This window comes from Methyloparacoccus sp. NF-16 (assembly GCF_056880625.1).
In genome coordinates, this window is the sequence record NZ_CP174130.1 from 1,845,243 (window position 1) to 1,857,431 (window position 12,189).

At 61.5% G+C, this 12,189-nt stretch carries 9 protein-coding genes and 1 pseudogene; 6 read left to right on the top strand and 4 right to left on the bottom strand.

Annotated elements, in window-relative coordinates; genetic code table 11:
* Positions 1-32: 32 nt before the first annotated feature.
* The gene (locus ACH5N8_RS08875; protein WP_460028663.1) at positions 33-395 is read right to left on the bottom strand and encodes an HPF/RaiA family ribosome-associated protein; all 363 of its coding nucleotides are present in this window, start codon (positions 393-395) and stop codon (positions 33-35) included.
* 370 nt (positions 396-765) lie between these two features.
* On the opposite strand from ACH5N8_RS08875, the gene ACH5N8_RS08880 reads away from it, so the two are divergent.
* Positions 766-1,143 (top strand): 4a-hydroxytetrahydrobiopterin dehydratase, encoded by a 378-nt coding sequence (locus tag ACH5N8_RS08880; protein ID WP_483281050.1) that lies wholly within the window; start codon positions 766-768, stop codon positions 1,141-1,143.
* Positions 1,144-1,300: 157 nt separating this feature from the next.
* Here ACH5N8_RS08880 and ACH5N8_RS08885 read toward each other — a convergent pair whose 3' ends face one another.
* On the bottom strand, positions 1,301-3,226 hold the full coding sequence (locus ACH5N8_RS08885) for a methyl-accepting chemotaxis protein (protein WP_483281051.1): 1,926 nt from the start codon (positions 3,224-3,226) through the stop codon (positions 1,301-1,303).
* 280 nt (positions 3,227-3,506) lie between these two features.
* On the opposite strand from ACH5N8_RS08885, the gene ACH5N8_RS08890 reads away from it, so the two are divergent.
* Together ACH5N8_RS08890 and ACH5N8_RS08895 are read left to right on the top strand one after the other, a co-directional pair.
* Positions 3,507-4,361, top strand: a complete 855-nt coding sequence (locus ACH5N8_RS08890) for a phosphodiester glycosidase family protein (protein WP_483281052.1) — start codon at positions 3,507-3,509, stop codon at positions 4,359-4,361.
* 246 nt (positions 4,362-4,607) lie between these two features.
* Positions 4,608-5,627, top strand: a pseudogene (locus ACH5N8_RS08895) (IS30 family transposase).
* A 285-nt stretch (positions 5,628-5,912) separates the two neighbouring features.
* Here the strand turns inward: ACH5N8_RS08895 and ACH5N8_RS08900 are convergent.
* Together ACH5N8_RS08900 and nhaD are read right to left on the bottom strand one after the other, a co-directional pair.
* Positions 5,913-7,229: a multicopper oxidase family protein gene (locus tag ACH5N8_RS08900; protein ID WP_483281053.1), complete on the bottom strand. Its 1,317-nt coding sequence runs from the start codon at positions 7,227-7,229 to the stop codon at positions 5,913-5,915.
* A 669-nt stretch (positions 7,230-7,898) separates the two neighbouring features.
* Complete coding sequence (gene nhaD, locus ACH5N8_RS08905; protein WP_460028732.1) at positions 7,899-9,224, bottom strand: sodium:proton antiporter NhaD; 1,326 nt, start codon at positions 9,222-9,224, stop codon at positions 7,899-7,901.
* A gap of 346 nt (positions 9,225-9,570) precedes the next feature.
* On the opposite strand from nhaD, the gene ACH5N8_RS08910 reads away from it, so the two are divergent.
* The 3 genes from ACH5N8_RS08910 to ACH5N8_RS08920 all read left to right on the top strand — a co-directional run bounded on the left by ACH5N8_RS08910 (position 9,571) and on the right by ACH5N8_RS08920 (position 12,188).
* Complete coding sequence (locus ACH5N8_RS08910) at positions 9,571-11,223, top strand: nitrite/sulfite reductase (RefSeq protein WP_483281054.1); 1,653 nt, start codon at positions 9,571-9,573, stop codon at positions 11,221-11,223.
* Complete coding sequence (locus ACH5N8_RS08915) at positions 11,210-11,692, top strand: DUF934 domain-containing protein (RefSeq protein ID WP_483281055.1); 483 nt, start codon at positions 11,210-11,212, stop codon at positions 11,690-11,692. The genes ACH5N8_RS08910 and ACH5N8_RS08915 overlap by 14 nt, the downstream gene beginning before the upstream one ends.
* A gap of 76 nt (positions 11,693-11,768) precedes the next feature.
* The gene (locus ACH5N8_RS08920; RefSeq protein WP_483281056.1) at positions 11,769-12,188 is read left to right on the top strand and encodes a putative lipoprotein; all 420 of its coding nucleotides are present in this window, start codon (positions 11,769-11,771) and stop codon (positions 12,186-12,188) included.
* Position 12,189 lies beyond the last annotated feature (1 nt).

Below are 12,189 nucleotides of genomic sequence, written 5' to 3' on the forward strand. Positions count from 1 at the left end.
AGGGACCCGTCATACCCCCGGGGGCACACCAATCAGGCCTCGTCGATGGTGGCCTTGTGGTTCTTCACTTCACCACGCTGGATGCGCACGTATTCCTCCAGCTGGCGGGTGGCGGCGGAAAAGGCATCCCGCAGGGCCACATAAATATCCTCATGAGCCTGCTTGTCATGATGGTCGCGACTGATCACGATATGTTTGTTGGGAACATTGATATCGATCCGCACCTTGTAGAGATTGCCCTGGTGCTGATGATGATGCTCCGATTCGACCGCCACGCGGCAGCTAGTGATGTTGTGGCAGAACTGCTCAAGCTTGGCAGCCTTCTCGCGAATGCGGGTTTCCACCGCATCGGAGTGCGGAATGCCCCGGAATGTGATCTCTAGTGGTGATTGCATAGGTCCTTCCAAGTATGGGATGTGGCCGCCTGCCATGCCGAGTCCGATGTTCGAGGATGAGCTCGCCTGGACACCCCGGCTTGATATGGCTTCCCCGCCTCTTGCATGGCGTGTCCGACAGTCTTGAGTATTGATCGGCGGCACGCAGTCGTAAGGGGTTTGGCTACTCAACGGTTGCCGACGCATGCTTGCACGTCCGCAGACAACCGGAGTGGCGCGCATGATAAACAAGACGCTTGCCACGTGTCGAATCGAATGCGCGTGGCATGCTCGCCGCATGGACATGGCCGATTGCCATGGAACTCGATCCGGTCTGGCGCCATCCATACCGATCCCGGCAACACCGACGCCCCCCCCTGGAGAGACAACCATGACGCAAACCCACAATGACACCCTAGCCCCCGAAATCATCAAGCAACGCCTGCCGGAAGAGCTTCCGCACTGGTATTACGAGGACGGCTGGATCCGGCGGCGCTACCGCACCAGTGGCTGGAAGGGCACCCTGATGGTCGTCAACACCATTGGCCACCTCGCGGAGGCCGCCTGGCACCACCCGGACCTGACCGTCTCCTATGCCTTCGTGATCGTCAAGCTCAAAACCCACTCCGAAAAAGGCGTTACCGAAAAGGACTTCGCCCTGGCACGAAAAATCGAAGAGGTAATACAGTGGCAGGCTGCCCAGACCCACCCGGGCGTGCTGGAGGGCACGCCGGACGATCCCCGCTTCAAATACGTGAAGTACGATTGAGAGGCTTTGCCGGATCGCCCGGGACATCTCGGCGGCTCTGGGGCTTGACGCATGCCGCCAAGCCGGGGTGACACAGCCCCCGCCGCCCCCCGGGCAGGACGGGGCTCGATGTCCTGACCGATTCCGGCATTCCGGCCACCATCCCCGCCCCGCCCCGTCAGCCCTCCCCGCGCAGCCGGAATGCCGAGATCTCGCCACGCAGCTCGTCAATGGCCCCCTCCAGCCGATGGGTGGCCGTGGTGGTCGCCTCCAGCGCCCGTACCGACACCCGCACGCTCTCGGTCAGGCTGACCATGGCGTCGCGTATCTGCCGCGCACCCGCCGACTGCGCCCGCATGCCTTCGTGCACGGCGTCAAACTGCGGCAGCAGCGCCTGCACCTGCTGGATGATCTCGCCGAACCGCTGGCTGATCACACCGGTGTCGGCCACGCTGCGGTTGACCTGTTCGGCAAACTTGTCCATCTCCATCACCCCGCCGGTCACCGAGTCCTGCATTTCCTTGACCATCTGCTCGATGTCGAGGGTGGCTACCGCGGTCTGATCCGCCAGCCGGCGAATCTCCCGTGCCAGCACGGCGAAGCCAAGGCCGTATTCCCCGGCCTTCTCGGCCTCGATCGAGGCGTTCAGCGACAGGAGGTTGGTCTGGTCGGCGATCCGGGTGATGGTGGTGGTGACGCTGCCGATGGTGTTGGCCTTCTCGTTGATCAGGCCCAGCCGCCCGGAGATCGACTGGGTGGCCTCCGCCAGGGCGCGCATCGCCCCTTCCATGTGACCCAGCGAGGCCTGGCCGGCGTTGGCCAGGGCGGTGGTCTGGTCGGCCACCTGGGTCAGGCCGGCCATGGTGCCGAGCAGCTCCTCGGAGGTGGCGGAGATTTCCTGGGTGGCGGCGGCGATCTCGGTGGTGGTGGAGCCGAGGTTGTTGACCTCCTCGCTCTGGGTCTTGGACATGGCGCTGAGGCTGTTGGCGGTCGAGACCAGGTCGATGGTCGAGCGCTGCACCTGGCCGATCAGCGCGTTCAGATAGGCCACCATCCGGCCCAGGGCGTTGATCAGCTTGCCGGTCTCGTCCTCGCGGGTGGTCGACAGGGTGGTGGAGAGATCACCCGCCGCGACCCGCTCGGCCGCCTCGACGGCGGTCTGGATCGGCCGCGAGATCGAGCGCGCCACCGCCAGGGCGATCAGCAGGACAGGCAGCAGAATGACGATCATGAGGCCGGCGTTGTTGCGCATGAGCCGGTCGGCCCTTCCCATCAGGTCGGCATGCAGCATGGAAATGCCGAACACCCAGCCCGGCTGTCCGGGAATGGGGTTGAAGGTCATCAGGAAGCGGGTTCCGTCAGGCCGCAGGTAACTGCCCATGCCCGGCTTTCCCCCCGCCAGCTGGCGGGCGATGACATCCAGCCCCTGGAAGCCCGGTGGCGACTCCAGCAGGTTCAGCTTCATGCGCAGGTTGGGATCAGGATGGGCCACGACCCGGCCGCTGGGGTCCGAAACCCAGCCAAAGCCACGCTCGCCGATGCGAATGGAGCCGGCGATGTCCGACAGCGTATTGAGCAGCACAGTGGCGGCCAGCAGCCCGACGCGCCCCCGTGCCGGGTCATCGACGGCATGCGCCACGACCAGCACCGGCGCGCCGGTGGCCTTGGATATCAGCGGATTGCTGAGCACACCTTGCTTGCCCTGCTCGATGATCGCATGCCAGTAGTCCCGGTCCAGCACGCTGCCGGTGGCATCGGTGCTGGTGAAGAAGCGCCCGTGGGTATCGGCGAAGAAAATCATCTCGAAGTCGGGATTGTAGGTAGGCGCCCGCTGGATCATGTCCCGGCGGATGGCCCCGATATCGCCGGAACGCATCACATCGCGTTCCGCCATGATCCGGACCTCGTTGGCGTATCCGTTCATCAGCCGCCCGAGCTCGGCTGACCGGGCCTTGACAACCTCCATGCCGAATTCGCGGGTCAGCGGGATGAGTGTGTCGCGGATCTGCAGGTAGATCACGATACCGAGCAAGGTCAGCAACACGGTCAGGGTCGTCCCGAATCCGAGCAGCATCCTCGCCTTGATCGATTTCATCCTGAACATGGCTGTATCATCTCGTGCGATGGGGTTTCTGGATCTTGGGCATCATCCGGACACTCGCCGATGCAGCCCACCTCGGCAAGGCGGGGAGATCTCTGGCCATGACGGACCGGTGCTTTTGTGTCCGACGGATATTGGTCACCTCACCTGCATTTATATGGCTCATCGCCGAGCACAAAGCCAGCATGAGCGAGACACACCGGGCTTGAAAACAGGGCACGCGAGAAAACCGATCCGCCAACCCGCCGCACTTGTCTATCTGGCAATGGCCGGGTTCATGGGGATGCTGCCGCCCATCGCCCCGGCGGACTCCCCGCCCACGACAAATCTGTCGGAGGCCATCGTCCCACCGGCCCGGTTGCCGGACTGGCAACCCATCTTTCAGGGCGTAGCCTTGTTGCAGGTTACCGCAACAAGGCCACGTCCGCTTCGCCTGCATGTCGCACGCATCGACTCACAGGCCGCCGGCATCGACTTCCTGGTCACGCCCGCCAACGGCAAGGCACCAAAGGACGTCGGCGCGCGCTCGACATCGGAATTCCTGGCAGAGTTCCACTGCCAGGTAGCCATCAACGGCTCGGTCTTCGATACCTTTGCCGAGCATCGCGGGGACCCGATGGACGTGCTCGGCCTGTCCCTGTCTCGGGGTCACCGCTATTCCAAACCCAACCACTGGGACGCCCTGCTCATTGGTGCCGACCGACGCGCCTGGATAGCCCGCTCGCCAGTGGACAGCCGCAAGGCCTGGAACGGACTCAGTGGCTACCATGCCCTGCTGACAGGCGGAGTCAACCGGGGCGACACGACTGCCCGGCATCCGCGGACGGCGGTCGGCGTCAGCCGGGAGGGACGCTACCTATACCTGCTGGTCGCCGATGGCCGGCAACCCGGCTACAGCGAGGGGTTGAGCACGGCCGAGACGGCGGCCTGGCTGAAACGGCTCGGCGCCCATGATGGCCTGAACCTGGATGGCGGTGGCAGCACCACGCTGGTAATCGCGGGAGCCGGGCAGTTGCCGGTAATCGTCAACCGACCCAGCGGACCGCCGCCGGGAAGCGAGCGGCGGGTGGCCAATCATCTGTGCGTATATGCCCGGCGCCTGCCGGAAAATAGCGGAGCGCAGTCATCTCAACCGTGAAGGACACACGCGCCATCCTTGCCGCTCGGCGTGACATCGAAAAGTCCTTTCTGAGGGCAAGAGCCTTGCATCGGCTCCGGCCATCATGCCAGATGGCAATTCCGACAAATGATCGCTCACCGAATATCTTTGTTCACCCTATCCGTTCGTAGCCCACCTATCGTTATTGAGAGTCCGTGCCGCCGCCAGGAACAGGGGGCGCGCTCAAAAACCAAGTGCAACACCTCGACCGTGTAGGGTGTTGCGATGGGAAAACAGTACGGACAATTGAAGCCTGAAGAACGGGCGACAGTGATGCTGATGGACCGTGAGGGTTCGAGTGTCCGAGCGATGTCCAGAGCCTTGAATCGATCCCCGAGCACGATCAGCCGTGAAATGATCAGGCACCGTGTTGAGGGTCAATCCTACGATGCCACGCTGGCGGGAAATCGGGCACGGGCCAGGCGCTTTCAGCGTCGCAAGGCGCCCAAGCTGGGTCAGGAGACAGTTCTCTTTGGCGTGGTTGAGCACTTCCTGCGGGAGGATTGGTCGCCCGAACAGATTGCCGGCACGATGAAAAGCCTTTATCCACAGCAACCGGAGCAGCGGGTGTCTCACGAGACGATCGACAACGCGCTCTACGTGATGCCCAAAGGCGAATTGCGTACCGACTTGCTGGCCTGTCTGCGTCAGGGGCGACGGGTTCGGCGGCCACGAGCCCGAGGCGAGGATCGGCGGGGTCGAATTCAGGACATGACGTCCTTGCATGTGCGCCCGCCTGAGGTGGAGGACCGTCTGATTCCGGGACATTGGGAGGGCGACTTGATCAAGGGGGCCTTCAACCGATCGGCGGTGGGCACCCTGGTGGAGCGGACCCGTCGCCTGGTGATGTTGGTGTGGGTCGAGAATGCGCCCGCCCTGGCGGCCCTTGAAGGCTTCAGTCGCGTGCTCAACGGCATCCCTTAACCGATGCGCAAGACCTTGACCTATGACCAAGGCAAGGAGATGAGTGAGCATAAGCGCTTGACCGACATGACCGGTGTTTCTGTTTTCTTTGCCGACCCGCACAGCCCCTGGCAGCGCGGCAGCAACGAGAACACCAATGGACGCTTGCGGGAGTACCTGCCCAAAGGCACGGACTTGTCCGGGTACAGTCAGGACGACCTCAACGCCATTGCCTGGAAGCTCAACAACCGACCGCGTAAGATTCATGGCTTCCGGACGCCTTTGCAGGTCTACAACGAGATGCTTCAAATGGCTCAGAAGTCAGAGAGCGCAGTTCATTAACCCTTGTTGCACTTGGTCCTTGAAACCGCCGGGGGAAATCGACACGGCAGGACGAAACCCGAGGCTTGCTGACCCGCCGTCACCGCTTCGCCTGCCGAAAACCCCGGCAGCCGTGGGATTCGGAAAAAAGCTAGCCTGAGAGCAGGCTGACTTTCTGTTCTCGGCTGTACAGCCGGCTCTTCAGCGACAAGACATTTTCCCAGAGATTGGTCGATCCTGGGCAAGGGCCAAGGCATCTGTCCCTGGCACCTTTCCAGCGATGGTCTGCCCCTGCTGACCTGCCCTCTACTCCGAGTCCGGGCTCGTCACATTGATGACCGTCATCATGCCGTTGTCCTCATGGGCCAGTATATGACAGTGGAAGACATAGGGACCGATGAATTGGCGGAACCTTAACCGCATGACAACCTCACCGGGCACAGATATGCCAGAGGTATTCTGCGTGGCATATGGTATCGGCATCGTATCCAGCCACGAATTGTCCTGTTGAGGAACACCATTGACGCTCATGACTTGCGCATCATTCACATGGACATGAATCGGGTGCAGTTCCTGTGAGCGATTCCTGAATACCCATTCTTCAACGGTGCCGATAACGGGAGTGGCGTCTACGTGGTTAGGATCAAATTCCTTTTCGTTGATAAAGAATTGTCCCGTGGTGGTGTTCTCACTAAGCTCAAAGACCCGCCGACGACTGACGATGGCATCAGCAAGATCGTCCAACGGCTGAATTTGTTCTGGTAAGGCGACCGGTGCGACGGGAGCACCCCTCACAGTCAGGGTTGCCATCAAGGTCCGAGGATAGGTGTCTCCATCTGGCCCCGTCGTCATCTCGCGGGTAATCAGTTGATAGATTCCCGCGTGCCTTGCCTGGACGAGAACATCAAACCGCCTGGCGGGTGGCATCAACAGAGTCGTGGCTTCCTGAACCTTGTCAACCGGGTTACCATCGACGGCGATCACACTGAACGTCAATCCCGGCATTTCCAGATCGTACCAGATATCAGCGCTCAAATTGCCGAAGTGCCACAGCTGTGTTTCACCTGGTCGCATTGTCATCACCGGCTGCACAAGGCCATTGATGGTTCGATGGGTGGGGCTGTCCGAGTTGATGTTTTCTGAAGGAATGGAATTCGAGCGATTGACTTGGAAGTCCTTGAGGCCCAGGAACTGCTGGGTCACTCGGCGAAGATCGGGCGGCAGCAGCGCCTCAAGACCTCGAATATAGATGAATCCAGACAGCCCTCCAAACACCTGCTCCTCGACCAGGGGATGATAGTGAGGGTGATACCAGTATGAGCCGGGCGATAGACCTTGCGGCAGATAGTAGTTGTAGAGGATTGACTTCCCTGAAATCAGGTCGACAAAAATATTGTCCTGGTTACCGCTGGGCGAAATGAAAAAACCATGCGTATGCAGATTGGTCGGCTCACCAAGCCGGTTGGCCAGGTTGATCCTCAGGTTGTCGCCCGGATCCAGAACAAGCGTTGGCGGCATGAACGCATAGGGGTAATCCTTGCCATGCGCCGAGGCGGCATAGACACGGGCATTGACCTTTTTTCCACTGATCCTGACAGGCTTCGCGCCGGCGTTGAGGCGCATCTCCAGGACTCCCCGCCGGCTGGATATCATGGGTGGATTCTTGAATGGCAAGCCAGTCCTGATGTGGCCGGACTCATCGTCGGGGATCGGCTTTGGGGGAGGCGCCGTCGCGACCCGGGAGTTGATCGCATGTAGGTGGACGGGAAGCTGACCGGAGGCCATCCTTGATGAATCTGAGTAGGCCACCAAAGAAGCACCACCGAGCTAGAGGGCAAGGATGACTGCCGGAAGCCTGACTCGACTTGCACATTGATCGTTTAGAGACATCGTGACTCTCCTTGCTTAGGGCTGGCCAACAAGTTTTATCAAAAACATAGACAAACCGGAGAGTTCACCGGCTTCGGCCGCGCATCCTGCTTGTCCAATCACCGTTCGACGCGAGTGGACTGGCCAACCAGGCGTGTACGCATTCACCACCCAGCATGGATGCCTACCCCGACCATGGCGACCTGGCGCCGCAGACTGGAAGCCGACGCGTTCGATCATATCAAGACCTACGCCAACCCGGTCAGGCGGCATTCCGGGCCGAATTACCGGTCACCCTGGGAATTCGAAAAGCGGATGGCTGCTTGAGAAATCGGGCGTCGACAAAAAGCTGCAGGCTCAAAAAAGCCCCGCAGCCGGGGAGCTGCGGGGCTTTCGTTGTCCGGTAACGTCCGGCAAAACCGACTAGTGGTTGATCCAGTAATGCACCACGATTGAAGCCGCATAACCGACGGCGATGGCAGGCGTCCACTTCAGGTGGCTGAAGAAGGTGTACATCCCGCGGGAGGTGCCCATCAAGGCCACGCCGGCTGCCGAGCCGACCGAGAGCAGCGTACCGCCCACGCCAGCGGTGAGGGTCACCAGCAGCCACTGGTAGAGCTCCATGTCGGGGTTCATGTTCAGCACCGCGAACATGACCGGAATGTTGTCGACGATGGCCGACAGGAGGCCGACCAGAACGTTGGCGGTCGTGGCGCCCAGGCCGTCATACATGGCTGCGGAAGCGAGTTCCAGATAGCCGATGTAGCCGAGCCCACCCACCGCGAAGACCACGCCGAAGAAGAACAGCAGGGTGTCCCACTCGGAATCGCGTACATTGGCGAAAACGTCGAATTTGTTCTCCTCGCTGCGGCTGTAAAGCAGCTGCAGACGGTAGCCGAACAGCATCAGGAACGAGAGCCCCACCATCATGCCCATGAAGGGCGGCAGGTGCAGGAACTGCTTGAAGCTGACGGCGGTGGCGATGGTCAGGGCAAACAGGCCGCAGATCACCAGTGCGCCAGGCTTCATCTGAACCTGCGCCTCCTCGGGGAAGGACGGGGTTTCATCCGGAATGGCGAAATGCATCATGACCGCAGGGACCACAAAATTGACCACTGACGGGATGAACAGCTCGAAGAAGTCGAAGAATTCCGCCTTGCCGGCCTGCCAGACCATCAACGTGGTGATGTCGCCGAATGGGCTGAAGGCGCCGCCGGCATTGGCCGCGCTGACCAGGTTGACAAAACCCAGGGCGACAAAGGCCGGGCTGTTGGCGCCCACCGCCATGACCACGGCGCCAACCAGCAGGGCAGAGGTCAGGTTGTCAGCCACGGAGGACAGGAAGAAAGTGATGACGCCGGTGATCCAGAACAGCTTGCGATAGCCGAACTTGCGGCTCACCAGCCAGGAGCGCAGCGCCTCGAACACGTTACGCTCGGCCATGGCGTTGATGTAGGTCATCGCCACCAGCAGGAACAGGAACAGTTCGGCATATTCCTTGAGGTTATGCTCGAAAGCCTTGTGCACCTGCTCGGCAGGGACGCCATTGCTGGAGGCGAGATAGGCGACATGGGCCCAGATGATGCCCGCCGCCAGGATGACCGGCTTGGACTTGCGCAGATGCGTGAATTCCTCCGTCATCACGAAGGCATAGGAAATGATGAAGATCAGGACGCAATAGAGGCCCCGCTGCGTGCCGGTCAGGCCCAGGTTGGCCGATTCCTCGGCGGACGCCAACTCGGGGATCATCAGTAGCGTTGCCAGCAACAACAATAAACGGATCAAGGCGACATCCTCATGAAAGTTTCAGAAAAACGGCATCGCAACGGCATCACCCTGCCGCGCCCCAAAATTAACCCAGCATTATAGGTGATTTGTACTGCGCAAGGCGAAACAATGCATTTGCCATCCCCCTGACCGCCCGGCCGCCAAATGCCGGGAGTCGCGCCGATCCTGCCACGGCGTGGCCTGGCGGAGCGTGCCCCGAACCTACGGCATGCTGCTGCATTAGTGCCTGCTGTTTTTGGCCGACTGCCGGGCAGTGTATATTTCACGACTTGCCCAAGGGCCTGTCAGCCCTGACCATCAACGATCCATGTACCAATACGACGAATACGACCAGACCCTGGTCAACGAGCGCGCCGCTCAGTTCCGGGAACAGACCCGCCGTTTCCTGGCCGGCGAACTGACCGAAGACCAGTTCCGTCCGCTCAGACTCATGAACGGGCTTTACCTGCAGCGTCACGCCCCCATGCTGCGCATCGCCATACCCTACGGTTTGCTGGCCTCGCGCCAGCTGCGCATGCTGGCGCACATCGCCCGCACCTATGACAAGGGCTATGGCCACTTCACGACGCGCCAGAACATCCAGTTCAACTGGCCAAAGCTGGAAGATGTGCCCGACATCCTGGCCAATCTGGCAACGGTGCAGATGCACGCCATCCAGACCAGCGGCAACTGCATCCGCAACACCACCAGCGACCATCTGGCCGGCGTCGCCGCGGACGAGCTAGAGGATCCCCGCCCCTATTGCGAGATCATCCGCCAGTGGTCGACCCTGCACCCGGAATTCGCCTACCTGCCGCGCAAGTTCAAGATCGCCGTCAGCGGCGCCCAGCGCGATCGTGCGGCGACCCAGGTCCACGACATCGGTCTGCAACTGGCAAGGAACGAGCGGGGTGAAACCGGTTTCGAAGTGCTGGTGGGCGGCGGCCTGGGACGGACCCCGATGATTGGCGTGGTCATCCGGCCGTTCCTGGAAAAGCGGCACCTGCTCTCCTACCTCGAGGCTATCCTGCGCGTCTACAACCGCCATGGGCGACGCGACAACAAGTTCAAGGCACGGATCAAGATCCTGGTCAAGGAGACCGGTGCGGAGAAGTTCGCCGAGATGGTTGAGGCTGAGTGGCAGCATATCCGCAACGAGCTGCTGCTCGATCAGGCTGAAATCGACCGGGTCAGCGCCTTCTTCCAGCCGCCACCCTATGAAAATCTTGCGGCGGTCGACACGGATGTGGAAACGCTCAAGCATACCCGTGCCGACTTCGCCGCCTGGTATCGCCACAACACCGTGGCGCACAAAATGCCCGGCTACCGTGTCGTGCTCCTGTCCCTGAAGCCGCATGGCACGCCGCCCGGCGACCTCAGCGAACAACAGATGGAGGCCGTGGCAAACCTGGCCGACCGCCACAGCTTCGGCGAGGTGCGGGTCACCCATACCCAGAACCTGGTACTGGCGGACGTTCGCCAGTGCGACCTGCCCGCCATGTGGGAACAATTGCGACAACTGCACCTGGCAACGCCCAACGTCGGCACGGCGACCGACATGATCACCTGCCCGGGGCTGGATTTCTGCTCGCTGGCCAATGCCAGCTCGATTCCGGTCGCGAACGGTATCCAGAGCCTGTTCGACAACCTGGATTACCTCTACGATCTCGGCGACATCCGCATCAACATTTCCGGCTGCATGAACGGCTGCGGCCATCACACGGTCGGGCACATCGGCATCCTCGGCGTCGACAAGAAAGGCGAGGAGTGGTACCAGATCACCCTCGGCGGCTCCTCCAGCAACGATGCCGCGCTGGGCGAGCGGCTCGGCCCCTCGGTGGCCAGGGCGGACGTGACCGGCGTGATGGAACGCATCTTCCTCACCTATCGCGACCTGCGCGAAGGCGACGAGAGTTTCCTCGACACCGTTCGCCGCACCGGGATCAAGCCTTTCCAGGAGCGCGTCTATGTCAGTCATTAAGAATGGCCTGCCGGTATCCGATCCCTGGGTCCACCTGGACGACGAAGTCATCCCGGATGGCCGGAGCCCCTTCACCGTCACCTTGGCACGCTGGCTGGGGCACAAAGCCGAGCTGGTGACCCATGGCCAGCCCGTGGGTGTGCGGCTGGCTGCCGCCGACGCACCGGAGGCGCTGGCGTCGGATCTCGACACCCTGTCGCTGATCGTGCTGGACATGCACCTCTTCACTGACGGGCGCGCCTTCTCGCAGGCCCGGCTGCTGCGCGATCGCCTGGATTTCACCGGCGAAATCCGCGCCCGCGGCGACTTTCTGCGCGATCAGATGTATTTCCTGCAACGGGTGGGGGTCGATGCCTTCGAATTCCCGGAGGGAAGCGACCTTGACGACAGGCTCAAGGCTTTCAGCGAATTTACCGTAACCTATCAGGCTGCCGCCGATACGGCGGAACCGCTCTACCGCCGCCGCTGATCCCCCTTCACTGCCCATGGTTGCCACGCCGATGCCGATAACCCTGAAAATTTCGCCAACGTTCGGGTCCTGTGCGTTGGCTGCCCTGCTGACGATGAGTCTGGCCGGCTGCTCCTTCTCCTACTCCAGCGCCTCGATTTCGGAATCGCTGGAATCCAGCTCCGGCTCGGTTACCTCCAGTTCCGAATCCTCCAGTCCCAAGGGCGGGGTGGGCAAGGACAAGCTTCCCTACCGTGACGACGTCGCCAACCTGACCTACTCCATTGCCGGCTCCTCGATGACCTCGGCGGAATTTCCCAATGCCCTGAGCCGGACGGCCCGCCAGTACAAGATCAGCAACTGGGCGCAGGAAAAGGCCACCTATTACGGGATCGGTAAGGGCCTGAAGAAGGCCGGCATCGCCAAGGAAGAGGTCGCCAACCAGTCCTTCCTGGCCAATGTCCTCGCCGGCAACAAGGACGCCCTGAAGCTGATCCAGGAAGGCTACCGCTACTAGG

What these genes read in the sequence shown, in the direction of transcription:
- ACH5N8_RS08875 (WP_460028663.1), bottom strand. Translation starts at nt 395, where the DNA reads ATGCAATCACCACTAGAGATCACATTCCGGGGCATTCCGCACTCCGAT.
- ACH5N8_RS08880 (WP_483281050.1), top strand. Translation starts at nt 766, where the DNA reads ATGACGCAAACCCACAATGACACCCTAGCCCCCGAAATCATCAAGCAA.
- ACH5N8_RS08885 (WP_483281051.1), bottom strand. Translation starts at nt 3,226, where the DNA reads ATGTTCAGGATGAAATCGATCAAGGCGAGGATGCTGCTCGGATTCGGG.
- ACH5N8_RS08890 (WP_483281052.1), top strand. Translation starts at nt 3,507, where the DNA reads ATGCTGCCGCCCATCGCCCCGGCGGACTCCCCGCCCACGACAAATCTG.
- ACH5N8_RS08900 (WP_483281053.1), bottom strand. Translation starts at nt 7,229, where the DNA reads ATGCGCCTCAACGCCGGCGCGAAGCCTGTCAGGATCAGTGGAAAAAAG.
- nhaD (WP_460028732.1), bottom strand. Translation starts at nt 9,224, where the DNA reads ATGATCCCCGAGTTGGCGTCCGCCGAGGAATCGGCCAACCTGGGCCTG.
- ACH5N8_RS08910 (WP_483281054.1), top strand. Translation starts at nt 9,571, where the DNA reads ATGTACCAATACGACGAATACGACCAGACCCTGGTCAACGAGCGCGCC.
- ACH5N8_RS08915 (WP_483281055.1), top strand. Translation starts at nt 11,210, where the DNA reads ATGTCAGTCATTAAGAATGGCCTGCCGGTATCCGATCCCTGGGTCCAC.